The following is a 22477-nucleotide window of genomic DNA, read 5'->3' on the forward strand; positions in this document are numbered from 1 at the left end:
GCCCCTCCCTTGCAGGGAGGGGAGCTTTCCTTCATCACACATTCGACGCCCTCGTCAGGTTGAGGAACACGTCCTCCAGATCGGGCTCCTTGGTCGAAACGTCGACAATTCCGAACCCATCCTTCTGCACCGCGTCGAGCACCTGGCCGGCATTGGCCAGATCCTTGCGATAGGTAATCTGGAGCACGCGATCGCCCTTCAGCTCGACCTTCTCGAAACAGCTCGCTTGCGGCGCCGTCGCAATGTCGCGATCGACCGTCACCTCGACGACCTTTTCCTGGGCCATGCCGACCAGGTCGCGGGTCGGCTCGTTGGCGATCACCTTGCCGTGGTTGATGATCGCGATGCGGTCGCACAATTCCTCGGCTTCCTCGAGGTAATGCGTGGTCAGCACGATCGTCACGCCGCGCTGGTTCAGTTCGCGGACATAGGCCCAGAGTTGCTGGCGCAGTTCGACATCGACGCCCGCGGTCGGCTCGTCGAGCACCAGGACAGGCGGGGAATGGACCATCGCCTTGGCTACCATCAATCGGCGCTTCATGCCGCCCGACAAGGTGCGCGAATAGGCCTTGGCCTTGTCCTCGAGATGCACCGCGCGGAGCAATTCCATCGAGATGCGCTTGTTCTTGGGCACGCCGTACAGGCCGGCGGTGATCTCCAGCGTCTCCAGCGGCGTGAAGAAGGGATCGAACGTGATTTCCTGATTGACGATGCCGATCGAATATTTGGCATTGCGCGGGTGCTCGTCGATGTCGAAGCCCCAGATTTCCGCGCGGCCGGAGGTCTTGTTGACCAGCCCGGCGAGGATGTTGATCAGCGTCGACTTGCCCGCGCCATTGGGGCCGAGCAGCCCGAACACGGATCCGCGCGGCACCTCGAAACTGACACCATCCAGGGCCCGCTTGCCCCCCGCATAGGTCTTGCACAGCTGGTCGATTACGATGGCGGCGTCGGTCATGACCGGGACTTAGGCGCGCTGACCCGCCTCGCCAAGCCTTCGCACCGGTATTCGCGCGCGACGGCAGCCGCTAGAGCCTGTCGCGCATGAACGCCTTCGTAATCGCGGACCCCGGCATGGCTGCCGCACTTCTCTCTCGACGCAAGAGCGAGATGCGCGTCCCGGCGCACAGCCCGCTGGCGTCCGTCGTGCCTGGCGACCGCATCCAGGTCCGCGAGGCATGCATCCCGGCGCGGATCGTCGGCGGCAAGCTCCACGCGACGACACGGCGCCGGGCCGAGCTGGTGGTGTTCGCCGATGGCTGGCGACAGCATCGCGACGGCAGCCACGAGCGCGGCCGGCGCCCGACCGACAGCTACAGCCAGTGGCTCGGTGCGATGCACATGCCGGTCTGGGCGACGCGGCTGACATTGGCGGTCGAGTCGGCGCGGCCTGGACGATTGCGCGAGATGACCCGAGCAGACGCCCGCGCGGAAGGCGTAATTCCCTCCTTCGCCGGTCTGCTGTGGCGCTTGCCCAAGCCAATCAAGGGCCATCATCTCGACCCGCGCCGGGCATTCCGGGCGCATTGGGACTTGATCCATGCGCCCGGCGACCGCTGGGATGACGATCCGGAAGTCGTAGCGATCGGATTCCGTGTCGAGGTCGAGCGTGACCCTAATTCCTCCCCGGAACGGGGAGGGCGTTGGGGCTTTGGTTCGCCCCCGGCGAACCAAGATCGTGTCCGGGGGGCACGATCTCGCCCCAACGCACGCGCGTCAGCGCGTGGTGGAGGGGGCCCGCGACCAGCTAGCCACAAACGATGAGGCCAGCGATGGAGGGCCCCCTCCACCAAACCGCTACGCGATTTGGTCCCCCTCCCCGTGCCGGGGAGGATTTTAATGTTGACCCTATTTCACCTCCGGCGCAGCCAAAGCCGGGGCGATCGTCAGCGTCTGCTCGGTCGTGACCGAAATGCCAGCGACCTTGTCGGTCACCGTCGCGACCACGCGATAGTCGCCGAACGGCCCTTCCGAATCGACCCCGTAGCCAAGCGCGCCATCGCCGATCATCGGCTTTTTGGGATCCGCGGGCGCGGTCTTGTCCCACACCACGACGCCCTTGTTATCCTCGTTGATCGTGCCGTCGGGCCGCGTGATCGCGAAATCGGCGACGATATCGCATTTGCCGTCGGCATCGGCCTTGCAGCCACGGAAGATCAAGAGCGTGAAGAGCGGTTTGTCCGCGACCGTGCGCGTGGTTTCGTTCTTGGCGCCGTCGCCGATTTTCCAGGCGGCGATGAAGGCGGCGGCGTCGGGCGCCGCGACCTGCATCACGCCGAACCCGTCCTTTTCGGCGATGTTGAGCGCGGGCGGCGGCAATTTCGTCCGGGGCTTGGCCTTCGCCTTGGCTTTGGCCGCGGCGGGTTTGCCCGGTGCCGGCTTGGCGGCGGGCTTGGCCGCGGCCGGCTTGGTCGCCTTTTGTGGTATTGCGGCGGCCGGGACCGCCACGATCAGGGCGGCGATCGCCGCAAGCTTTACGAAGGTCATGCCGCCATCGTGCGTCGCAGGGTCGGGCTTGGCAAGGCGGCGGGAGAGATTGATGCCGCCGACGCGCCTTGCTATCGCGCCAGCATGATCGCACCGCCCGAAACCATCCGCGTCTCTCACGCCCGCGTCGCCTGCGACGGCGCGACCGACATTCCCGGCGGCGCCGCCCTGGGCCATCCGCGCGTGTTCCTGCAGATCGACGAGAACGGTTATGTCGATTGCGGCTATTGCGACCGCCGCTTCGTGCTGATCGGCGGCCCGGCCGACGGCGCCGACCAGAGCCAGCTGCCCGACCATCCGGCGGGGGCATCGGTCTAAGCCGATCACGACGGCGTGACACTGGGCAATGGCTGCCTATATTGGCGAGCATGACCAGCCCCGCCGACCCCCGCCAGTTCCTGTATCGCGACCAGCTCGACCCCGAAGAGGCCAAGCGGCTGACCGCGGCCGCGCTCGACCATGCCGATGATGGCGAGCTCTATCTGCAATATGCCCGGTCCGAAGCCTTCGGGTTCGACGACGGGCGGCTGAAGACCGCGAGCTACGACACGCATTCGGGCTTCGGCCTGCGCGCGGTGTCGGGCGAGACCACCGCCTTCGCGCACGCCAACGAGATCAGCGCGCCGGCGATCCTGCGCGCGTCGGAGACGATGGCGCTGATCGATCCGTCGACGGGCCCCAAGGCGCCGCCCCCGCAGCATACCAACCGCCACCTCTATACCGATGCCGATCCGCTCGACCTGATCCCGTTCGCCGACAAGGTGAACCTCTGCCAGACGATCGACGCCGCCGCGCGCGCCCGCGATCCGCGTGTCGCGCAGGTCTCGGTCAGCCTGTCGGGATCGTGGAACGTGATCGAAGTGGTGCGCCCCGACGGCTTCACCGCCACCGACGTGCGGCCGCTGGTCCGCCTCAACGTCTCGATCGTGGTCGAGCACAATGGCCGGCGCGAGATGGGCACGTTCGGGATCGGCGGGCGCTATCTCTACGAGTCGCTGTTCGAGCCCGCGACCTGGAACCGCGCGATCGACGAGGCCTTGGCCCAGGCCCTGGTCAATCTCGACTCGGTCGCCGCCCCCGCTGGCGAGATGACCGTATTGCTCGGGCCGGGCTGGCCGGGCGTGCTGCTCCACGAAGCGATCGGCCATGGCCTGGAGGGCGATTTCAACCGCAAGGGCACCAGCGCATTCTCCGGCCGGATCGGCGAGCGCGTCGCGGCGCCCGGCGTGACGGTGGTCGACGACGGGTCGATCAACGCGCGGCGCGGATCGCTGTCGATCGACGATGAGGGTACGCCGACCCGCGAGAATATCCTGATCGAGGACGGCATCCTCAAGGGCTATATCCACGACCGCCTCAACGCGCGGCTGATGGGAGTCGAGCCGACCGGCAACGGCCGCCGCGAATCGTTCGCGCACGCGCCGATGCCGCGCATGACCAATACCTTCATGAAGGGTGGCCAGGACGATCCCGCCGAATTGCTCAGCCGGGTCAAGAAAGGCATTTTCGCCAAGTCGTTCGGCGGCGGCCAGGTCGATATCGTCTCGGGCAAGTTCGTGTTCAGCTGCACCGAGGCGTATCTGATCGAGAACGGCAAACTGGGCGCCCCGATCAAGGGCGCGACGTTGATCGGCGACGGGCCGAGCGTGCTGACCAAGGTGACCGGCATCGGCAACGACTTCGCGCTCGACGAGGGCGTCGGGATGTGCGGCAAGGGCGGGCAGAGCGTGCCGGCGGGCGTCGGGCAACCGACCTTGCTGGTATCGGGGCTGACGGTCGGCGGAACCGCAGTCTGACACAGTAAGTAGGAAGCGACTATGGGTTGGTTTTCGGGGGGTAAGAAACGAACCGATCAGACCAGAGCCATCTTTAGCCGTCACGTCGATGGCGACTTTACGCTTTATCCCCTCGGCGAGGGCAATGCGACGGAAGCGGAGGTACAGGCCCTTGGTAAGAGCCTGGGCGTTCGTTTTCCGGACGAGTTCATCGATCACGTCAGTGGCGAATTCCCGGGGGCGATTGTCCTGGCAGCCGAGCGCGTTTGGCCGCGGCCGCAACCGCTTCAAGTGGCTCCTTTCTGGCAGTTCCTCTATGGCGTTCACAGCTTCACGCCGCTCACGACAAGCGAGGATTGGATGCGGATGGATGTCGTCGGCAGTCAGTTCCAGAGCCAGACCGGCCACGCGGCCGTACCAATTCTGAAACGGATCGGCGATGCCAACGTCTATTGCGCAGATAGCGAGGGGCACATCCTTGAGTTCGACCATGAAATGAACACGCTCGAGCCGATCGAGTTAGGTTTCTGGGCGCTGCTCGAACGCGAAGTGTGTGAATTGGTGGAACGCAAGAACCGTCTCATCGCCGAGCGCGATAGAACCGCATGACGAATTGGCCCGACCTCGACTGGAACCGCTGGCGCGAGACCGCGATCGGGCTGCAATTGCGCTGCCAGATCGTCGGCAAGGTGCGGCTCGCGCTGACGCCGTGGCTCAACCATAGCTGGCACGTTCCCTTCTATCTGACCGCACGCGGCTGGACGACCTCGGCGATTCCGTGCGGCAACCGCATCCTGCAGATCGACTTCGATTTGATCGGCGATGCGGTGACGGTCGCGACGAGCGATGGCGGGATGCGGTCGATCGCGCTGGCGGCAGGAACGATTGCCGATTTCCGTGCCGAGGTCGTCGCCGCGCTCGACGCGTTGGGCGCCGCATCCGATTTCGACGGCAGCCCGAGCGAGATGCCCGGCTATCCGTCTTTTGCCGACGACCATGAGCAGCGCCGCTACGATGCCGGGGCGGCGCGCGATTTCTGGCGCGCGCTGATCCAGGTGCGCCGCGTCTTCTACCAGTTCCGCACCGGCTTTCTCGGCAAGGCGAGCCCGATCCATCTGTTCTGGGGAAGCTTCGACCTCGCCGCGACGCGCTTTTCGGGCCGCGTCGCGCCGAAACATCCGGGCGGCATGCCCGGCCTGCCCGATGATGTCGCGTGCGAGGCGTACAGCCATGAGGAAGCCAGCGTCGGCTTCTGGCCGGGCAGCGACGCCTTCCCGCACGCCGCTTTCTATGCCTATGCCTATCCCGAGCCCGCCGGTTACGCCGCGGCACCGGTCGAGCCCGACAAGGCCGGGTGGAACGCCGACCTGCGCGAGTTCATCCTGCCTTATGCCGCGGTGCGCGCCGCGGCCGATCCCGACGCCGCATTGCTCGCTTTCTGCCAGTCGACCTATGACGCCGCCGCCGACCTGGCCAATTGGGATCGCGACGCGCTCGAGTGCCCGATCGGCCGCCCGCGCGTGCCGCGCGCCGTCTAAGGCATATCCGCATTCAGGTCAGAGCGCGGCTGCCGGTCTTTCAATCCTCCCCCGCCAGGGGGAGGTGGTGCCGAAGGCGACGGAGGGGGCGGACGGCGACCCACTCACCATCGTGCTTCCTCCCCCTCCGTCAGGCTGCGCCTGCCACCTCCCCCTGGCGGGGGAGGATTGTTTGAGGCGCAATCCGTCACCCCAGCGAACGCTGGGGTCTCCGGCGAGGGTATGATACGGCTCCAGCGTTCGCTGGGATGACGGGATAGAAGATGGCCGAATTCTTCGATGCGCTGAGCGACAAGCATATTACCTTTGTCGAGTGCCAGCCCTTGTTCTTCGTCGCCACCGCTGCCGCGGAGGCGCGGATCAACCTCAGCCCCAAGGGAATGGATTCGTTCCGCGTCCTGTCGCCCAGTCGCGTCGCCTATCTCGACGTGCAGGGATCGGGCAACGAGACCAACGCGCATCTGATCGCCGACGGACGCATCACGATCATGTTCTGCGCGTTCGACAATCCCGCGCTGATCCTGCGACTCTACGGCCACGGCCGGCCGGTGCTGCCGCAGGACGCCGACTGGGGCGAGCATGCGGCGCATTTCGACCTGCTCCCCGGCACGCGGCAAATCTTCGTCGTCGAGGTCGATCAGGTGCAGACCAGCTGCGGCTGGGGCGTCCCGCATATGAGCTTCGAGCGCGAGCGCGACACGCTGAGCAAATATCACCGCCAATATGGCGAGGACGTGCGCCAAGCTAAATATGCGGTGCGGCTGAAGAGCATCGACGGCCTGCCGGTCCGTAATCCAACGATGGGACCGCCCCCGAACCAGCAGCAGCAGGAACAACAACAGCAATGAGCCTGGTCGAACTTGGCGGCTATTCCTATCCGGAAGCACATATCATCGTCGGTAGGCTCGAATCCGAAGGCATTCCGGCGATCGCCTTCGATGCCGGCACGCACATGGCGGAGGGATCGTTCCGGCTGATCCCGGTGCGGGTGATGGTCGATGAGGATGATCTGGCGCTGGCGCAGCAGCTGCTTAAAGAATGGGCAGGTGATTCTGCCTGAAAAATAAGCACACGTTCGCAGCTGCACAAATTTTAACGTCTGCGTAACATTTCCTTGCGCGATTCCGCGCCGAAACGCGCAGATTCGAATCTGGCACGCCCCTTGCGATGCAGCATTCCGAGACAAAACGGAAAGGGGCGCGATGAAACTCGTCATTGCCATCATCAAACCGTTCAAGCTCGACGAGGTGCGCGAAGCACTGTCGGGCGTGGGCGTCGCGGGCATGACCGTGACCGAGGTGAAGGGGTTCGGCCGACAAAAGGGCCAGACCGAGATTTACCGCGGTGCGGAATACAGCACGAACATGGTGCCGAAGATCAAGATAGAGGTCGCCTGCGCATCCGACATGGCGGGCGCGGTGGTCGAGGCGATCCAGGCATCCGCCAACACCGGCGCCATCGGCGACGGCAAGATCTTCGTGCTCGACGTCGGTCAGGCGGTGCGCATCCGCACCGGCGAAACCGACGACAGCGCTCTCTGAGATGGGGGGAATGATGAAACAATCGACCAAGATACTGGCCGGATTGGGAGCCGTCGGCGTTGCCGCGCTGATGTGCCACCCGGCCTTTGCCCAGGCCGCGGCGGCTGCACCCGCGCCTGCCGCCACACCGGCCATCGCCACGCCGTCGCTCGCCAATATGAACAAGGGCGACAATACGTGGATGCTGGTCTCGACCTTGCTGGTGCTGATGATGTCGGTACCCGGGCTGGCGCTGTTCTATGGCGGCCTGGTCCGCACCAAGAACATGCTGTCGGTGCTGACCCAGGTGTTGATGATCGTCTGCATGGTCGGCGTGATCTGGGTGTGCTGGGGCTATTCGGAGACGTTCACCACCTACAATGCGTTCGTCGGCAATCCCTTCACCAAGCTCTTCCTGAAGGGTGTCGACGCCAATGCGGCGGCGGCGACCTTCTCCAACGGCGTCTATATTCCGGAACTGACCTACGTCCTGTTCCAGATGACGTTCGCGATGATCACCCCGGCCTTGTTCGTCGGATCGGTGGCGGAACGGATCAAGTTCTCACCGCTGATGCTGTTCGTCGCGCTTTGGGTGACGTTCATCTACTTCCCGATCGCGCACATGGTGTGGTGCTGGGATGGGCCTGACGCCTTCGCCGCGGCCGCGCTCAAGGGCAAGGATGCGCTCGCGGCCGTCGCTGCCGACTCCGGATACCTCTACAATAAGGGCGCGCTCGACTTTGCCGGCGGCACCGTCGTTCACATCAACGCCGGTATCACCGGCCTGGTGATGTGCCTGCTGCTTGGCAAGCGTCTCGGCTATCCCAACGAGCCGATGCCGCCCCACTCGCTGACCATGACCATGATCGGCGCGTCGTTGCTGTGGGTGGGCTGGTTCGGCTTCAACGCGGGCTCCAACCTCGAAGCGTCGTCCGTCGCCTCGGTCGCTTTCATGAACACGATGATCGCCACCGCCGCCGCCGGCATGAGCTGGCTGCTGACCGAACAGATCGTGCGCGGCAAGCCGTCGCTGCTCGGTGCCGCATCGGGTGTTGTCGCCGGCCTCGTCGCGGTCACCCCGGCCTCGGGCTATGCCGGCACGATGGGATCGGTGATCCTCGGCCTGATGGTCTCGCCGATCTGCTTCTTCTTCGTCAGCTATGTGAAGTCGAAGTTCAAATATGACGACTCGCTCGACGTGTTCGGCGTGCACTGCATCGGTGGCATCACCGGCGCGCTGATGACCGGCATCCTCGCCAATCCGGCGCTGGGCGGTCAGGGCATCGCCGACTACACCACCAAGCCGGGCACGATGATCGTCGGTGCCTATGACTGGGTCGGCCAGCTGATCATCCAGGCCGAAGCGGTCGGCATCACTTTGGTCTGGTCGGGCGTTGGCGCTGCCATCCTCTACGTCATCATCGACAAGCTCTGGGGCTTCCGGGTCCCCGAAGAAGTCGAGCGTGAAGGCCTCGACATCGCCGAGCATGGCGAGCGGGCCTACCACTACTGACACGATCGGGGTGCCGGTCGACCCGGCGCCCCCAACCTCGTTCCTCCTGCGGACGACCTGGGCCGGTGGCGAAAGTCACCGGCCCTTTTTTAAGCATCGAAGGCTTCGCCTTCGATGCGCAGCCCGTTCTTTGGAGATTATTCCGCGAACTCAAAACCCGCTTCCCCGGCGAAGGCCGGGGCCCAGTCGCGGCGTACCTCCGGCGGCGGGATACCCTCTCGAAGTGCGCGAAACCGGGCCCCGGCCTTCGCCGGGGAAGCGTTTGGGTAGAACCCCAGCCCGCCATACCGCCGCTCGATCCGCTCTTCCGCGGAAAGGGAATCAGCTTTCGTTGATCTGCCGGATCAACTCGCGGTGCGACGGCAGGTCGTCGACCGCCTGGTCGCCGAAATGCCGGATACGGGCGAAAGCGCTCGCCGCCCGGCGCGTGTCCGGCATGCCGCCACCCGGCGGATCGGTGCGGAAGCCCATGCCGTAGAGAATGTACTGATAGTTGAAATAGGCGAAGGTCTCGACGTCGAGCGTGAAGTCGAACCGGCTCGGCGGGCGCGACCGCCAGCGATCGAGCATCTCCCTCAGCGCATCTGGGATCGATGCCGGGTCGACATTGTCGCGCCAGAACGGCTCGGCGCGTTCGCTTAGGCAATAATGCAGCTTCAGGAAATTGACGATATTGTCGAACCGCGCGGTCATCAACGCGTTGAAGCGATCGGCCGAGGCGTCGACCGGGCCGCTCGGCGGCAGCAGTTCGGCGATCATCGCCGCCGCGGCTTCGATCAGCACGATGCCGGTCGATTCGAGCGGCTCGAGGAATCCCGCTGCCATCCCCACCGCGACGCAATTGCCGACCCATTGCCGGCGCCGATAGCCCGGATCGAAGGCGATCAGCCGGGCGTCGGCGGCTAGCTCGGGCTGGCCGATATAGCCGCCCAGCACGTCGCGGGCGCGCTCTTCTCCGACATGGTCGCTAGAATAGACCAAGCCGATGCCGCGCATGTCGCGCAAGCCGATGTCCCAGATCCAGCCCGCCTCATGCGCCGCCGCGATCGTGTAGCTGGGGAGCGGCGCATCCGGGTCGCCGCGCGGCACGCGGCAGGCGAGCGCGCGGTCGGTGAACAGATAGCGGCGCACCGACACCAAAGGCTCGCGGATCGCGTTGCCGATCAGCTCGGCGGCCAGCCCGGTGCAATCGATGAACAGATCCGCCGTCATCGTGCCCAAGCGCTCGAAGTCGAGACACTCGATCCCCCCGCTTTCATTCAATCTAGCGCCGAGCAGGCGATCCTCGACATGCGCCACGCCCAATTGCCGCGCGCGATCGGCGAGCAACCGCGCCAACGCCCTGGCGTCGAAATGATAAGCGTAATTGAGCGGCGCGGCGAACCCGTCCTCTTCGGCACGCTTCGGTCCGCGGCGCTCCTCGGCGACGCGGTGCTGGATCGTCACCGCTTCGGCGAAGGGCGGCCGCGTCGCTTCGTCCTCGGCGAGCCACAGCGATACCATGCTGGCGTCGGGCGTGTAGAGCGGCGCTTCGAACGGATGGAAGAAATGGTCGTGCTCGCCCGGCGCCGGCGTCCGCACCCAGTCGTCGAATCGAATGCCTTGCTTGAACGTCGCGCCCGTCGCCCGGATGAAATCGCGTTCGTCGATATCGAGGAATTGCAGCGTGGTGCGGATCGTCGGGAACGCGCCTTCACCGACGCCGACGATTCCGATATCGGTCGATTCGACCAGGGTGATCGACAGATCGGGACGATTGGCGACATCCAGGAATTTCGCCAGATAGGCAGCCGTCAGCCAGCCCGCGGTGCCGCCACCGACGATCAGGATGCTGCGTTTTCCCTCCATGTCTTTTCGCTACAATCCTCAGCTGCGGACGAACAGGCCCTTGATCCACGCCGGCGCCGCGCGCGACGCCTGGCGCCAGTCGCCATCGGGCGCATCGGCGACGTAGCGCGACGGATCGAACAGCTTGACGCGGCCGGCCTTGAACGCGCGCGGCCGAAACGTCGCCAGCGTCAGGCCGTGTTCGAGCGCGGTCCCGGCGATCAGCGCGTCACGCTGATCGGCATAATCGAGACCAGCCGCACGACGCACGATCGCGGCGTCGATCGCGAGGACGCGCCCGTCGAACGCGCGCGTCACCTGATCGTCGAGCCAGGCGCGCCACGCGGCACCGGCCACGCGATCCTTGCGCGCGCTATGGACGGCGATGCCCTCCAGTTCGTGGAGCGTGATCGCCGAGATGAACAGGCTCTGCGGCGCAACGCCGGATGCCCAGGCGCTCAGCGCGGGATCGGCCCGCCCGCTGCGCGCGTCGCGCAACGCGACCACGACGGGCGTGTCGAGCAAATGCATTCAGCGCTCGCCATCGCGATGGCGCCAGGGATCGGCGCGCGGCGACGGATCGTGTTCCGGCAAGGCATCGGTCGGCGCATTGGGCGCTGCGAGCAGGTCGACGATCGTCTCGCTCTGGCCCGACAGCCGGCGGAACGCCTCGATGCTCATCAGGACGTGCGTCGGCCTCCCGCGATCGGTGACGAACACCGGCTCGAATCGCGCCAACCGCTTCGCCTGACTGACGTCCTGATTGAATTCGCGGCTGGAAACGACTCGCATTTTCGGTGCTGGCGCGGCCTGATCGGGAGATTGATTATGTAGGTACGTTACTACCTTGTAGCATCCTCGCAACACATTTCTTCCCCTCGTCGGGAAAATGACGCTGCGGACCAACGGGCGCGCAAAAAGCCCATTGCTAACGTTCCCAATCAGTTTTCCCTTGCCCGCGACATGGCCCGCCAAGGGTCGGAAAAACGGGGATGGGAAAACGCATGCCGCAGCAAGGTGTGATCGACAGTCTGCTATCGACGGTGACGGGAATCCTGGCGCCGCACGGGCCTGCGGTCCAGGCGGTGGCCAAGAGCTACACGCCGGGCGATTTCAGCGTGCATTTCTTCCTGCAGCTGGCGGTGATCCTGCTGGCGTGCCGCGTCGTCGGTTGGGCCGGACAGAAATTGCTCGGCCAGCCGCAAGTGGTGGGCGAGATGATCGCCGGCGTCATCCTCGGACCGTCGCTGTTCGGGCTGCTATTCCCCGATTTCCAGCTTGCCTTGTTTCCCAAGGAAACGCGCAATGTCCTCTATGCCGGCGCGCAACTCGGCGTCGGGCTGTACATGTTCATGGTCGGGCTGACGCTCAACCTCGATCACTTCAAGGCGAAGGTGAAGAGCGCGGCCGGCGTCTCGGCGGCGGGCATCGTCGTGCCGTTCCTGCTCGCCGCGCTGATCACGCCGATGCTGCTGACTGTGCCGGGGCTGTTCGCACCCGGCATCAGCAACGCCAATGCGACGTTGTTCATGGGCGCGTGCATCGCGCTGACCGCCTTCCCGATGCTCGCGCGGATCATCAACGAGCGCGGCCTCGCCAATTCGTCGCTCGGCACCTTGTCGCTGACCGCCGGCGCGTTCGACGATGCGAGCTCGTGGTGCGTGCTCGCGATCGTGCTCGCCACGTTTGGCGGGGGTCCCGGCGTTGCCGTGCTCGCGATCGGCGGTGCCGTTCTCTACACCGCCTTCATGTTGATCTGGGGACGGCGCCTGCTCGCGCCGCTCGGCCGCATCGTCGAAGCGCAGGGCGAGATGAGCATCACGATCCTGGCTGTCACGATGATGCTGTTCTGCACCTCGGCGTTCGTGATGGACGCGATCGGCATCCACGCCATCTTCGGCGGCTTTCTGCTCGGCGTGTGCATGCCGCGCGGGCTGTTCGTCGAGGAATTGAAGCGCAAGGTCGAGCCGCTCGCGGTCGTGCTGCTGTTGCCGATGTTCTTCACCTATTCGGGGCTCAACACCCGGATGGATATGGTCAATTCGGTCGAGCTGGTGCTGATCGCGCTCGGCATCCTGGCGGTATCGGTGCTGGCTAAGTTCGGCGCCTGCTGGGCGGCGGCGCGGCTGTCGGGCGAGGATAATCGCACCGCATTGGGCATCGGCGCGCTGATGAACTCGCGCGGGCTGATGGAGTTGATCATCATCAATATCGGGCTGCAGAAAGGGATTATCGGCCCGACCCTGTTCTCAATGCTGGTGCTGATGGCGATCGTCACGACGATGATGGCCGGACCGCTGTTCGAATTGGTCTATGGCCGCAAGGCGCGCGCCGACGGCGAACTCGGCGCGCTGGGCAGCGGTCTCGCGATCGACGCGGCGGAGTAAGCGTCATGCATCGTCGTACTTGGGGCGCGCTCGCGCTCGCCGCCACCGGCGTGGCCGCGTCCGCCGGGCATGCCCAGGACATCGCGCTCAAGCCGTTGGTCGACGCGCGGCTGCGCTACGAACATGTCGACCAGGACGGCGTGGCCGACAACGCCGACGCGGTCACGCTCCGGATCCGGAGCGGTGTTCAGGCGAGCACCGGTCCATTCAGCGCGCTGGTCGAGGCGGAGGGGACGATCCCTATTACCACGAGCTACAATGATGGATTCAACGGTCGCCCGACACCGATCGTCGCCGATCCCGGCAATATCGAGCTCAACCGCGCACAGTTGAGCTATGCCGCAAAGGGACTGAAATTGACCGCGGGCCGCCAAGTGCTCGACTTCGCCGACCAGCGCTTCGTCGGCCCGGCGGCGTGGCGGCAGAACGAGCAGACGTTCGACGCGGTGCGCGTGCAATATAGCGGGCCGGGCGGGTTGAAGGGCTTGACCGTCGATGCGGCCTATTCGTGGTCAGTGCGCACGGTGAACGGCATCCAGGGCACGCCCGCGCGGCCGCAATCGGTCGGCGGCGACAATTATTTCGGGATCATCGGCTATGCCACGCCGATCGGGACGCTGTCGGGCTTCGCCTATCTGGTCGACCAGGATTCGGCGGCCTTGTCGGGCTTCCGCTTGTCGAGCCAGACCTATGGCGTGCGATTCGCCGGCAGCCGACTGCTGTCGAAGAACCTGAAGCTCGGCTATATCGCTAGCTATGCGCGACAGAGCGATCATGCGCGCAATCCAAACCACTACGCCGCAAGTTACTGGCTGGGCGAAGCGAGCCTGACGGCCAAGGTGCTGAGCGCGACCGTCGGTTACGAAGTGCTCGGCGCCGACAAGGGGGTGGCGCTGACCAGCGTGCAGACCCCGCTCGCGTCGTTCTTCAAGTTCCAGGGCTGGGCCAGCAAGTTCACCGTCACGCCGCCCAATGGCCTGCACGATTTTTATGCGACCCTCGGCGCCAATTGGAAAAGCAGGGGCTGGGTGTCTGGCTATGGCCTGGGCGCGACTTTCCATCGCTTCGACAGCGACCGGTCGTCACTGCATTATGGCGACGAACTCGACCTGATCGCCTCGGCCAAGGTCAAACGCTACACGCTCGCCGCCCGCTTCGCGCATTACCGCGCCGATACGTTCGCGACCGGTACCGACAAAGTGTTTCTAACGGTCGACTGGATGTACTGAACCCGCACTCTACGCTTCCCCGGCCCAGTTTCGCGTACATCGAGAAGGCGTCCTGCCCTCGATAATCCGTCGCGACTGGGCCCCGGCCTTCGCCGGGGAAGCGCTTAACTTAGAGGCTTACGTCCCTAAATCCGCCTTCACGAAATCGGCGCAGCGCTCGCCGATCATGATCGACGGCGCGTTGGTGTTGCCGCTGACCAATTTCGGCATGATCGAGGCATCGGCGACATACAGTCCCTCGACTCCCCGCACGCGCAGCTTCGGATCGCACACCGCGTCGGCGTCGGCGCCCATCCGCGCGGTGCCGACCGGGTGATAGACGGTATCGGCGCGCGCGCGGATCAGGCGTTCGAGCGCGTCGTCGTCGCCAAAATCGATCGGATAGCGGTCCTTGCCGCGATGCGCGCTGAGCGGCGGCGCGTTGAGGATGCGGTACATCGTGCGCACCCCTGCCTTCAGCACCGCCATGTCGCGCGGATTGGTCAGGAAAGCGGGGTCGATCAGTGGGCTCTCGCGTGGATCGGACGAGGCGAGCCGGACGGTGCCATGGCTCTCCGGGCGAAGGACGCAGACATGGCAGGAAAAGCCGTGCGCCGTGACCTTGGTCCGCCCGTGATCCTCCAGCACCACCGGCACGAAATGCAGTTGCACGTCGGGTGCGGGCGCGTCGGGCATCACGGTCAGGAAGCCGCCGGCTTCCGCGAACGGCGTGGTCATCGGGCCCGATCGGCTGCGCAGCCAACGAATCACCGCGCCCGCCATGCCAAGCGTCCCGGCCAGCGACTGGCCCATGAAGAAGCGCCCCGGCACCTCGAACGCCGCGACATAATCGATATGATCCTGCAGATTGGCGCCGACAGCGGGGCGGTCGATCGTCACCGCCAGACCGTGTGCCGCCAAGTGCGCGGCGGGGCCGATTCCCGACAGCATCAGCACTTGCGGCGTCCCGAACACGCCGCCGGCCAGTACCACCGCCTTGCGCGCGCGGATGACGTGGCTCTCGTTGCCGCGGGTGTAGGCGACGCCCCAGACCTTGCCGTCCTCGAACAGCACGCGTTCGGCCAGCGCCTCGGTCACGACATGGAAATTGGGCCGCGACAGCGCCGGTTCGACATAAGCGCGGCTCGACGTCCAGCGCTCGCCGCCCTTTTGCGTCACCTGATAGATGCCGACGCCGTCCTGCCGCGCGCCGTTGAAATCGTCGTTGCGCGGAATCTGCAGCATCGCCGCGGCTTCGACGAATTCGGCGCTACCCGGATGCGACCAATGCTGGTCCGACACCGAAAGCGGCCCGTCGCCGCCATGATAGTCGCTCGCGCCCCGCTCGTTCGATTCGCTGCGCTTGAAGAACGGCAGGACATCGGCATAGGACCAGCCGTCGCAGCCCATCGCCGCCCAATTATCGTAATCCCAGGCATTGCCGCGCAGATAGAGCATCGCATTGATCGCGCTCGATCCGCCCAGTCCCTTGCCACGCGGCTGATAGCCGCGGCGCCCGTTGAGGCCCGGCTGCGGCACGGTTTCCAGCCGCCAATTGGTCTTGTCGGTCTGGAGCGCCATGAAGCCCGGCACGCGCGTGCGCAGCCCGGTATTGCGCCCCCCCGCCTCCAGCAAAGCTACCGCGTGGCGACTGTCCTCGCTGAGCCGTCCGGCCGCCGCGGCACCGCCCGATCCTCCTCCGACGACGACGATATCGGCTTCGTCCACTCCACTCTCTCCCGCTCGATCATTTGTTCGTGGTCGCATCGTTGTCGCCGAAAACCGGTGCCCACTTTTCGGCACGATGCTTCTGTTCCCACAGCGCCTTGATTGTCTCTGACGTCTCGCGGCTGCCGTCGTGGCTCCAGCCCGGCGGTTTCGCGATGTAATTCCATTTGGCCTTGAGGCCGGGCGCCGACCACACGTCCTTGGCGATCCCCACCCATTCATGGAACGCCGCCCAGATCAGGTTGAAGCTGCCCAGATTCTTGACGATGCCATAGCGCGGCGCCTCTTCGTCGCGCTCGGGCTCGAACGTGCCCAGCCAGCGGTCCCAGACGATGAACACGCCGGCATAATTCTTGTCGAGATAGCGCGGGTTGGTCGCATGATGGACGCGGTGGTGCGACGGCGTGTTCATCACCGCTTCGAACCAGCGCGGCATGCGCCCGATCACTTCGGTGTGGATCCAGAATTGGTAGATCAGATTCACCCCGCCGACGAAGAGCACCATCGCCGGCGGGAACACCAGGAACAACGGCAGGCGGAAGAGGAAGGAGATCGAGATAAACCCGGTCCAGGTCTGCCGCAGCGCGGTCGACAGGTTATAATGCTGCGAGCTGTGGTGGATGACATGGCTTGCCCAGAACCAGCGCACGCGATGCGCGGAGCGGTGGAACAGATAATAAGCGAAATCGTCGATCACGAAGCACAGGACGAACCAATACCAGGCCCAGGGATTGGGCAGGTCGACGATGCGGAAATGGCCATAGAGCCAGGTCGCCAGCGCGTAGATCGCGCCCGCGGTGATCGCGCCGGCAACCGTGCTGCCGGTGCCGAGCGCCAGGCTGGTCAGCGTGTCCTTGGGTTCGTAGCGGCTCTTGTCCCTGGCCCAGGCGACCAGCATCTCGGCCAGCACCAGCAGCACGAAGCCGGGCACGGCGAGCGAGACGATGTCGGGCAAGTGCGGCGCGTGCATTCAGGTCCTCTGGGGCATATTTGCCCGCTTCCTCACCCGTTGCTTACACTAGTGTAAGTGGCGCTTCCAGCCCCCGAACCTGATCGGCGGTGATGCCGAACAACGTGACCGGTCCGAACAGTTTCTCACCGGTATCGACCGTCGCGCCCTCGACCGCTTCGCACACCCGGAGCGGCGGAACCAGCCGGCGCACCGCGACCTTGGCGCCGTGGCGCTTGAGCACCGCGATCGTGCCTTGTCCCTGGACCAAAGCCGCGCTGCCGTCGCCCGATATCAAAGCGCGGCCGCCCTCGAACCCGGCCAACGCCTCTTCGGCGAAGCGGCGGGCGTCGTCCTCGGTGGCGATCCGGCTCTCGCCCAGCTTGAGCCAGCGCGCGACCCCGGCCAGCGCCAGGATCGCGATGATCGACCCCGCAAGCTGGACGAGCTGGGCCTGGGTCATGCCTGCGCCTTCAACTGATCGAGCAGCGGGCGCAGGCCGTCGAGATTGTACCCGGCGCCGGCACCCTTTGCGACTAGCTCGTCAGCGTCGGCGCCATTCTTCGCCTGGGCCAGCGCCCACAGGTTGCACGAGCGCGTGCCCGAGCGGCAGAAGGCGAGAACCGGGCCGTCCGCTGCGGCGAGCACGTCGGCCATCGCCGCGATCTGCGGATAGCTGAACCCGGCATGGGTGATCGGGATCGCGGTGTAGCGCAGCCCCGCCGCTTCCGCCGCGGCACGGATCGCGTCGCCCGGGATCTGACCCGCTTCCTCGTCGTCGGGGCGATTGTTGACGATTGCCGTGAACCCCGCGGCCTTGATCGCCGCCACGTCCTCGACCGAGATTTGCGGCGCCACCGAAATGCTGTCGTCGACCTTGCGGATCATCGTCACTGGGACCTCATCGCTTGCTGAAAAAGAGACTCACGCCGCTTCCCGGATCACTTGCAGGAAGGCGTCACCATAAGCGTCGAGTTTGCGTTCGCCCACGCCCGAAATCGTCCCGAGCGCGGCGCGGGTGCCCGGTTTGAACTCCGCCATCGCGCGCAGCACCGAATCGTGGAAGATGACGTAGGGCGGCACGCTCGCCTCCTTGGCCAGTTCGCGACGCTTCTCGCGCAAGGCTTCGAACAGCGGATCGCCGATCGGGTTGCCGCCGCCGCCGGTAGCACCACCGCGCCGCCGCCGCTCGCGCTTGGGCGGCAGGACGAGTTCGACCTTCTCTCCGCCTTTGAGGATTGCGCGCGCGCCGGGACCGAACTCCAGCCCGCCATGCGGATTGGTGCGCAGCGCGTCGCGGACCTGGAGCGCGCGCCCGACCGGGCGGAGCAACGCGGCTTCGTCGCCATCGACGATGCCGAACACCGACAAGGCCTCATGCCCGTTCATCAGGCTGCGTTCGCTCGACTGGCCGGTCAGGATCGCTTCGACATAGCCGCTGCCGAAACTCTGCCCGGTGCGGAACACCGCCGAGAGATATTTCTGCGCGACCGTCGTCGCGTCGACCGCCGCCGGCGGGGCGAGGCAATTGTCGCAATTGCCGCAGCGATCGGGCGCGTCGCGCTCGTCGAAATGCGCGAGCAGCAATTTGCGGCGGCATTGCGCGGTCTCGACCAAAGCACCCAGCGCATTGAGCCGCGTGCGCTCGCCGGGCTGACGCGCCGCCTCGACCTCGCCGATCCGTTGCCGGGCCCGCGCGAAATCGTCAGCGCCCCAGAACAGATGCGCGATTGCGGGGTCACCGTCGCGCCCGGCGCGCCCGGTCTCCTGATAATAGGCCTCGATCGACTTGGGCAGGCCGGCATGCGCAACGAAGCGGACGTCGGGCTTGTCGATGCCCATCCCGAACGCGACGGTCGCGACGATCACCATGTCTTCGGACGCGACGAAATCGGCCTGATTCTTGGCGCGGACCTGAGGATCGAGGCCGGCATGATAAGCGCGGGTCGGGCGGCCGGTCCTGGCCAGCGCCTCGGCCAGTTTCTCGGTGCCCATGCGGGTTTGGGCATAGACGATGCCGGGGCCGGGCGTCTCCGCGATCAGATCGGCGATCTGGCGCGTGGTGTTGTCGCGTGGGCTGATCGCATAGCGGATATTCGGCCGGTCGAACCCGGCGACGATCAGCCCGTCCTGGGGGATGCCGAGCTGATCAAGAATATCGGCGCGGGTATGCGCGTCGGCGGTCGCGGTCAGCGCGAGCCGCGGGACGCCCGGAAATCGGTCGAGCAGCGGGCGGAGCAGGCGGTAATCGGGGCGGAAATCGTGCCCCCATTCGCTGACGCAATGCGCTTCGTCGATCGCGAACAGCGCCACGCGCCCGCGCTCGAGCAGTTCGCGGAAATCGCTGTTCGAGGCGCGCTCGGGCGCGACATAGAGCAGATCGAGTTCGCCATCCAAGAACCGCCCGCGCGTTTCCGCCCTATTCTCGTCGACGCTGGTCAGCGTCGCCGCGCGGATGCCGACCGCTTCGGCCGCCCGCAGCTGATCGTGCATCAGCGCGATGAGCGGGCTGACCACGACGCACGTGCCGTCGAGCATCACCGCCGGCAGCTGGTAGCAGAGCGACTTGCCCGCCCCGGTCGGCATCACCGCGAGCGTATTCTCCCCCGCCAGCACGCGCGAAACGACCGATTCCTGGACGCCGCGAAACGCCGGGAAGCCGAAGGTCGAGTGGAGTACGCTAACGGGATCGGTCACGGGGTGCGACATAGGACACTTGGCTGCAAACGCCAGCGGGGAGGCCCGTTATACTGCTTCCAGTCCTCGCAACGCTGGCCAGCGGAGAGAACGATGCGCCCGGGTTGCATGACGCGGTGCTACCGTTAAGCGGAGGCTGTAGCTAGCGGAGAACCAGCATGGAAAACGTCGTCACCGACAATCGGGCCGAGAACGAGTTCGAGCTCGAGGTCGACGGCCATCGCGCGATCGCCGCTTATCAGCTGGAGGGCGACACCATCACCTTCACGCATACGCTGGTGCCCAAGAAGCTGGAAGGGCGCGGCGTCGCGTCGAAGTTGATCCGCGCGGCGCTCGATTCGGCGCGCGACCGCGGGCTCAAGGTCATCCCGATCTGCCCGTTCGTGAAGGCGTTCATCGAGCGCCATCCCGAATATCAGGCGCTGGTCGAGCACGCGGCCTGAGGGCAGGCGATGAGCGAGCCCAAACTCCATCCGAGCTGGCTCGACCCGCTGCGCGGCGAATTCGCCAGCGATTATATGGCGAGCCTGCGCGCCTTCCTGGTCGCCGAGAAAGCGGCCGGCAAGGCGATCTTCCCCAAGGGGCCGGAATGGTTCCGCGCGCTCGACCTGACGCCGCTCGACAATGTCCGCGTCGTGATCCTCGGACAGGATCCCTATCACGGCCCCGGCCAGGCGCATGGCCTGTGCTTTTCGGTCAAGCCGGGGACGCGCACCCCGCCGAGCCTGGTCAATATCTACAAGGAAATGGAGGCCGATCTCGGCATTCCGCCGGCGCGACACGGTTTCCTTGAGCATTGGGCTGAACAAGGCGTGCTGCTGCTAAACGCAGTGCTGACGGTGCAGATGGGGATGGCCGCCTCGCATCAGGGGCGCGGCTGGGAACGCTTCACCGACGCGGTGATCCGCCTGGTCAATGCGCGCGAAAAGCCGGTCGTATTCATGCTGTGGGGCAGCCACGCGCAGAAGAAGGCGGCGTTCGTCGAGTCGGTCGAGCGCGGTGGCCGGCATCTGGTATTGCGCGCGCCGCACCCGTCGCCCTTGTCGGCCTATTCGGGATTTTTCGGCTGCCGTCATTTCTCCAAGGCCAATGAATTTCTGCAAGCGCATGGCGAGAAGCCGATCGACTGGGCGCTGCCAGCGATCGGGTGATTCTCGATTCTGAAATCCTCCCCGGAACGGGGAGGGCGTAAGAGCTTTGGCCAGCCCCCGGCTGGCCAAGATCGCGTCCGGGGGACGCGATCTCGCTTTTACGCAAGACGCGAAGCGGCTTGGTGGAGGGGGCCCGCGACAAACAAGCAACGCGCCATGAGGCTGCTGGATCGCGGGGCCCCCTCCACCACGCGACTGCGTCGCGCGGTCCCCCTCCCCGTTCCGGGGAGGATTTCAGAGCCCGCTCGCGCATAACAAAAACTCACTGAAACAACGGCAATTCCGGCGACAGCATCCATCGCCCGATCACGTCATGCCGCGTTTCGCCGACATGGCTGTGGACCAGCACCAGTTCCTCGACCTGCCACAGGATCGGGTCGATCGCGCGCGAGAAGGCCGAGTCGTCGCGATAGCCCAATGTCATGTGCGGGTTGAACGTCCAGCCGTCGCGCGGCTCCAACTCGGCTTCGGTCACGCGCTTCCGGATCGCCCGCTGCAGCAGCGCGAGTCCGGTCGATCGGCCATTGGGCCGGAGCGCCACCGATCGCGTCGTTCCGACAACGCGCCCCATCGACAGCAGGAACCCCGGCATGTCGATATCGTTACCCACCGCGATCAGCCGATCGACGAGCCTTTCGGGCAAGCCGATATGGTCGTTGAATATCTCCATCGTGACGTGGAGATGCTCGCTCCTGACCGGACGGCCGGGACAATGGAGCCGGCGCGCCGCCTCGATCGCGGGAATGGCGTGCATCGCCGGCTTGATGGCGAAGAACAGGCGGTGAAGCGTTTGCACGAGCATTCTGGCGTCCTCCGAATCGGGTGATATGTTCATGATATGTTCTATTGATGAAGGAGTCGATCCATGACCGACGATCCCCGCGCCAATCGCGGTGCGTTCCACCATATCGACCTGAGCATCAGCGACGTCGCCGCGGCCAGGCGCGTCTATGCGCCGGTGCTCGAATTCCTCGGCTATACGATGGTCAAGGATCGGCCCGACGGTTGCGAATGGGATTTGAAGGGGTGCGAGCCGTTCGGCGCCTCCTTGGGCATCCGCACCGCGACCAGCGGCGGATCGCACGACCGCTATGCGCCGGGGCTGCATCACCTCGCCTGGCGGGTGGAGAGCCGCGACGCGGTCGACGCCGCGCACGCACTGCTGGTCGAACACGGCATCCCGGTGCTCGACCCGCCGGCACATTATCCGGAATATTCGGGCGATTATTACGCCGTGTTCTTCGCCGATCCCGACGGGCTGAAGCTCGAGATCGTCCATGCGCCGGGCTGGATCTGATCCGGAGCGCGAAGGTTCGTCGCCGCTCGCTCGTTGATCCTGCCGGGGACGATACCCCGATAGGAGAAGTGACATGCGTACCAAGCTCTATTGCGCCGCGCTGATCGGCCTGACCGCCCTGACCGCCGCCGCCCCGGCCGAGGCGCGGATCAACCAGCGCCAATATCGCCAGCAACAGCGCATCGCCAACGGCGTCAATTCGGGTCAGCTCAACGCCCGCGAAACCTACCGGCTCGAACGCCGCGAAGGCCATATCGCCAATTACGAAGCCCGCGCCCGCGCATCGGGCGGCGGACTGAACGGCCGCGAACGTTATCACATCGAGCGTATGCAGGACCGCACCAGCCGCGCCATCTATCGCCAGAAGCACGACCCGCAGGTGCGCTGAGCTGCGTATTAA

26 protein-coding genes are annotated in these 22477 nt (G+C 65.6%); 15 read left to right on the forward strand and 11 right to left on the reverse strand.

All coding sequences use genetic code 11. The features are described from left to right. Positions 1–34: 34 nt before the first annotated feature. Positions 35–958 carry an ABC transporter ATP-binding protein gene (locus SPR01S_RS16995; protein ID WP_066591564.1) on the reverse strand — a complete coding sequence of 308 codons (924 nt, stop codon included), beginning with the start codon at positions 956–958 and terminating at the stop codon, positions 35–37. Positions 959–1044: 86 nt separating this feature from the next. On the opposite strand from SPR01S_RS16995, the gene SPR01S_RS17000 reads away from it, so the two are divergent. Then, on the forward strand, positions 1045–1764 hold the full coding sequence (locus tag SPR01S_RS17000) for a hypothetical protein (protein WP_066591573.1): 720 nt from the start codon (positions 1045–1047) through the stop codon (positions 1762–1764). 84 nt (positions 1765–1848) lie between these two features. On the opposite strand, the gene SPR01S_RS21935 is transcribed toward SPR01S_RS17000, so the two are convergent. Beyond that, positions 1849–2487, reverse strand: a complete 639-nt coding sequence (locus SPR01S_RS21935) for a hypothetical protein (RefSeq protein WP_066591575.1) — start codon at positions 2485–2487, stop codon at positions 1849–1851. An 84-nt stretch (positions 2488–2571) separates the two neighbouring features. Here SPR01S_RS21935 and SPR01S_RS17010 point away from each other — a divergent pair, with 84 nt between their 5' ends. The 8 genes from SPR01S_RS17010 to SPR01S_RS17045 all read left to right on the forward strand — a co-directional run bounded on the left by SPR01S_RS17010 (position 2572) and on the right by SPR01S_RS17045 (position 8833). Continuing rightward, positions 2572–2805 (forward strand): zinc-finger domain-containing protein, encoded by a 234-nt coding sequence (locus SPR01S_RS17010; RefSeq protein WP_066591633.1) that lies wholly within the window; start codon positions 2572–2574, stop codon positions 2803–2805. 50 nt (positions 2806–2855) lie between these two features. Further along, positions 2856–4283, forward strand: a complete 1428-nt coding sequence (tldD, locus tag SPR01S_RS17015) for a metalloprotease TldD (RefSeq protein ID WP_066591578.1) — start codon at positions 2856–2858, stop codon at positions 4281–4283. Between the two features lie 21 nt (positions 4284–4304). Next, a complete protein-coding gene (locus SPR01S_RS17020) occupies positions 4305–4871 on the forward strand; it encodes an SMI1/KNR4 family protein (protein ID WP_066591579.1) in 567 nt (188 codons plus the stop codon). Further along, a complete protein-coding gene (locus SPR01S_RS17025) occupies positions 4868–5800 on the forward strand; it encodes a DUF5996 family protein (protein WP_066591581.1) in 933 nt (310 codons plus the stop codon). The genes SPR01S_RS17020 and SPR01S_RS17025 overlap by 4 nt, the downstream gene beginning before the upstream one ends. A gap of 263 nt (positions 5801–6063) precedes the next feature. Beyond that, positions 6064–6648 carry a pyridoxamine 5'-phosphate oxidase family protein gene (locus SPR01S_RS17030; RefSeq protein ID WP_066591583.1) on the forward strand — a complete coding sequence of 195 codons (585 nt, stop codon included), beginning with the start codon at positions 6064–6066 and terminating at the stop codon, positions 6646–6648. Continuing rightward, positions 6645–6860: a putative signal transducing protein gene (locus SPR01S_RS17035; RefSeq protein WP_066591585.1), complete on the forward strand. Its 216-nt coding sequence runs from the start codon at positions 6645–6647 to the stop codon at positions 6858–6860. The genes SPR01S_RS17030 and SPR01S_RS17035 overlap by 4 nt, the downstream gene beginning before the upstream one ends. 142 nt (positions 6861–7002) lie before the next feature. Continuing rightward, entirely contained in the window at positions 7003–7341 is a 339-nt protein-coding gene (locus SPR01S_RS17040; RefSeq protein WP_066591586.1) for a P-II family nitrogen regulator, read from the forward strand. Positions 7342–7354: 13 nt separating this feature from the next. Beyond that, positions 7355–8833 carry an ammonium transporter gene (locus SPR01S_RS17045; protein WP_066591635.1) on the forward strand — a complete coding sequence of 493 codons (1479 nt, stop codon included), beginning with the start codon at positions 7355–7357 and terminating at the stop codon, positions 8831–8833. 321 nt (positions 8834–9154) lie between these two features. On the opposite strand, the gene SPR01S_RS17050 is transcribed toward SPR01S_RS17045, so the two are convergent. From SPR01S_RS17050 to SPR01S_RS17060, 3 genes are read right to left on the reverse strand one after another with little or no spacing between them, the layout of a single operon-like run. Then, a complete protein-coding gene (locus SPR01S_RS17050; RefSeq protein WP_066591589.1) occupies positions 9155–10681 on the reverse strand; it encodes a tryptophan halogenase family protein in 1527 nt (508 codons plus the stop codon). Between the two features lie 18 nt (positions 10682–10699). Beyond that, on the reverse strand, positions 10700–11191 hold the full coding sequence (locus SPR01S_RS17055; RefSeq protein ID WP_066591597.1) for a PIN domain-containing protein: 492 nt from the start codon (positions 11189–11191) through the stop codon (positions 10700–10702). Continuing rightward, positions 11192–11452 (reverse strand): type II toxin-antitoxin system Phd/YefM family antitoxin, encoded by a 261-nt coding sequence (locus SPR01S_RS17060; RefSeq protein ID WP_066591600.1) that lies wholly within the window; start codon positions 11450–11452, stop codon positions 11192–11194. A 212-nt stretch (positions 11453–11664) separates the two neighbouring features. Here SPR01S_RS17060 and SPR01S_RS17065 point away from each other — a divergent pair, with 212 nt between their 5' ends. Next, a complete protein-coding gene (locus tag SPR01S_RS17065) occupies positions 11665–13047 on the forward strand; it encodes a cation:proton antiporter (protein WP_066591638.1) in 1383 nt (460 codons plus the stop codon). Positions 13048–13052: 5 nt separating this feature from the next. Then, on the forward strand, positions 13053–14276 hold the full coding sequence (locus SPR01S_RS17070; RefSeq protein ID WP_066591602.1) for an alginate export family protein: 1224 nt from the start codon (positions 13053–13055) through the stop codon (positions 14274–14276). 117 nt (positions 14277–14393) lie between these two features. On the opposite strand, the gene SPR01S_RS17075 is transcribed toward SPR01S_RS17070, so the two are convergent. From SPR01S_RS17075 to recQ, 5 genes are read right to left on the reverse strand one after another with little or no spacing between them, the layout of a single operon-like run. Beyond that, the gene (locus tag SPR01S_RS17075; RefSeq protein WP_066591605.1) at positions 14394–15983 is read right to left on the reverse strand and encodes a GMC family oxidoreductase; all 1590 of its coding nucleotides are present in this window, start codon (positions 15981–15983) and stop codon (positions 14394–14396) included. Between the two features lie 19 nt (positions 15984–16002). Then, positions 16003–16953 carry a sterol desaturase family protein gene (locus tag SPR01S_RS17080; RefSeq protein ID WP_066591608.1) on the reverse strand — a complete coding sequence of 317 codons (951 nt, stop codon included), beginning with the start codon at positions 16951–16953 and terminating at the stop codon, positions 16003–16005. Between the two features lie 43 nt (positions 16954–16996). Then, the gene (locus tag SPR01S_RS17085) at positions 16997–17395 is read right to left on the reverse strand and encodes a hypothetical protein (protein WP_066591610.1); all 399 of its coding nucleotides are present in this window, start codon (positions 17393–17395) and stop codon (positions 16997–16999) included. Beyond that, positions 17392–17820, reverse strand: coding sequence for a protein tyrosine phosphatase family protein (locus SPR01S_RS17090; protein WP_066591613.1), 429 nt, complete (start codon positions 17818–17820; stop codon positions 17392–17394). The genes SPR01S_RS17085 and SPR01S_RS17090 overlap by 4 nt, the downstream gene beginning before the upstream one ends. A gap of 36 nt (positions 17821–17856) precedes the next feature. Further along, the gene (gene recQ, locus SPR01S_RS17095; protein ID WP_066591616.1) at positions 17857–19641 is read right to left on the reverse strand and encodes a DNA helicase RecQ; all 1785 of its coding nucleotides are present in this window, start codon (positions 19639–19641) and stop codon (positions 17857–17859) included. Between the two features lie 146 nt (positions 19642–19787). Between recQ and SPR01S_RS17100 the strand changes: the two genes are divergently transcribed. Beyond that, positions 19788–20072 carry a GNAT family N-acetyltransferase gene (locus SPR01S_RS17100; protein ID WP_066591619.1) on the forward strand — a complete coding sequence of 95 codons (285 nt, stop codon included), beginning with the start codon at positions 19788–19790 and terminating at the stop codon, positions 20070–20072. 9 nt (positions 20073–20081) lie between these two features. Further along, the gene (ung, locus tag SPR01S_RS17105; protein WP_066591621.1) at positions 20082–20780 is read left to right on the forward strand and encodes a uracil-DNA glycosylase; all 699 of its coding nucleotides are present in this window, start codon (positions 20082–20084) and stop codon (positions 20778–20780) included. 262 nt (positions 20781–21042) lie between these two features. Here the strand turns inward: ung and SPR01S_RS17110 are convergent, their stop codons facing one another. Continuing rightward, positions 21043–21615: a 2'-5' RNA ligase family protein gene (locus SPR01S_RS17110; protein WP_169803456.1), complete on the reverse strand. Its 573-nt coding sequence runs from the start codon at positions 21613–21615 to the stop codon at positions 21043–21045. 30 nt (positions 21616–21645) lie between these two features. Between SPR01S_RS17110 and SPR01S_RS17115 the strand changes: the two genes are divergently transcribed. Both SPR01S_RS17115 and SPR01S_RS17120 read left to right on the forward strand, forming a co-directional pair. Beyond that, positions 21646–22077, forward strand: coding sequence for a VOC family protein (locus SPR01S_RS17115; protein WP_066591627.1), 432 nt, complete (start codon positions 21646–21648; stop codon positions 22075–22077). A gap of 73 nt (positions 22078–22150) precedes the next feature. Then, complete coding sequence (locus SPR01S_RS17120) at positions 22151–22465, forward strand: hypothetical protein (RefSeq protein ID WP_066591630.1); 315 nt, start codon at positions 22151–22153, stop codon at positions 22463–22465. Positions 22466–22477: the final 12 nt, after the last annotated feature.

This window comes from Sphingomonas pruni NBRC 15498, from assembly GCF_001598455.1.
Classification (GTDB): Bacteria; Pseudomonadota; Alphaproteobacteria; order Sphingomonadales; family Sphingomonadaceae; genus Sphingomonas; species Sphingomonas pruni.

Coding starts and splice junctions, on each gene's coding strand:
- SPR01S_RS17000 (WP_066591573.1), top strand. CDS start 1,045: ATGAACGCCTTCGTAATCGCGGACCCCGGCATGGCTGCCGCACTTCTC.
- SPR01S_RS17085 (WP_066591610.1), bottom strand. CDS start 17,395: ATGACCCAGGCCCAGCTCGTCCAGCTTGCGGGGTCGATCATCGCGATC.
- SPR01S_RS17025 (WP_066591581.1), top strand. CDS start 4,868: ATGACGAATTGGCCCGACCTCGACTGGAACCGCTGGCGCGAGACCGCG.
- SPR01S_RS17055 (WP_066591597.1), bottom strand. CDS start 11,191: ATGCATTTGCTCGACACGCCCGTCGTGGTCGCGTTGCGCGACGCGCGC.
- SPR01S_RS17120 (WP_066591630.1), top strand. CDS start 22,151: ATGCGTACCAAGCTCTATTGCGCCGCGCTGATCGGCCTGACCGCCCTG.
- SPR01S_RS17060 (WP_066591600.1), bottom strand. CDS start 11,452: ATGCGAGTCGTTTCCAGCCGCGAATTCAATCAGGACGTCAGTCAGGCG.
- SPR01S_RS17030 (WP_066591583.1), top strand. CDS start 6,064: ATGGCCGAATTCTTCGATGCGCTGAGCGACAAGCATATTACCTTTGTC.
- tldD (WP_066591578.1), top strand. CDS start 2,856: ATGACCAGCCCCGCCGACCCCCGCCAGTTCCTGTATCGCGACCAGCTC.
- SPR01S_RS17050 (WP_066591589.1), bottom strand. CDS start 10,681: ATGGAGGGAAAACGCAGCATCCTGATCGTCGGTGGCGGCACCGCGGGC.
- SPR01S_RS17010 (WP_066591633.1), top strand. CDS start 2,572: ATGATCGCACCGCCCGAAACCATCCGCGTCTCTCACGCCCGCGTCGCC.
- SPR01S_RS17020 (WP_066591579.1), top strand. CDS start 4,305: ATGGGTTGGTTTTCGGGGGGTAAGAAACGAACCGATCAGACCAGAGCC.
- SPR01S_RS16995 (WP_066591564.1), bottom strand. CDS start 958: ATGACCGACGCCGCCATCGTAATCGACCAGCTGTGCAAGACCTATGCG.
- SPR01S_RS17100 (WP_066591619.1), top strand. CDS start 19,788: ATGGAAAACGTCGTCACCGACAATCGGGCCGAGAACGAGTTCGAGCTC.
- SPR01S_RS17090 (WP_066591613.1), bottom strand. CDS start 17,820: ATGATCCGCAAGGTCGACGACAGCATTTCGGTGGCGCCGCAAATCTCG.
- SPR01S_RS17110 (WP_169803456.1), bottom strand. CDS start 21,615: ATGAACATATCACCCGATTCGGAGGACGCCAGAATGCTCGTGCAAACG.
- recQ (WP_066591616.1), bottom strand. CDS start 19,641: ATGTCGCACCCCGTGACCGATCCCGTTAGCGTACTCCACTCGACCTTC.
- ung (WP_066591621.1), top strand. CDS start 20,082: ATGAGCGAGCCCAAACTCCATCCGAGCTGGCTCGACCCGCTGCGCGGC.
- SPR01S_RS17065 (WP_066591638.1), top strand. CDS start 11,665: ATGCCGCAGCAAGGTGTGATCGACAGTCTGCTATCGACGGTGACGGGA.
- SPR01S_RS17035 (WP_066591585.1), top strand. CDS start 6,645: ATGAGCCTGGTCGAACTTGGCGGCTATTCCTATCCGGAAGCACATATC.
- SPR01S_RS17045 (WP_066591635.1), top strand. CDS start 7,355: ATGAAACAATCGACCAAGATACTGGCCGGATTGGGAGCCGTCGGCGTT.
- SPR01S_RS17115 (WP_066591627.1), top strand. CDS start 21,646: ATGACCGACGATCCCCGCGCCAATCGCGGTGCGTTCCACCATATCGAC.
- SPR01S_RS17040 (WP_066591586.1), top strand. CDS start 7,003: ATGAAACTCGTCATTGCCATCATCAAACCGTTCAAGCTCGACGAGGTG.
- SPR01S_RS17080 (WP_066591608.1), bottom strand. CDS start 16,953: ATGCACGCGCCGCACTTGCCCGACATCGTCTCGCTCGCCGTGCCCGGC.
- SPR01S_RS21935 (WP_066591575.1), bottom strand. CDS start 2,487: ATGACCTTCGTAAAGCTTGCGGCGATCGCCGCCCTGATCGTGGCGGTC.
- SPR01S_RS17070 (WP_066591602.1), top strand. CDS start 13,053: ATGCATCGTCGTACTTGGGGCGCGCTCGCGCTCGCCGCCACCGGCGTG.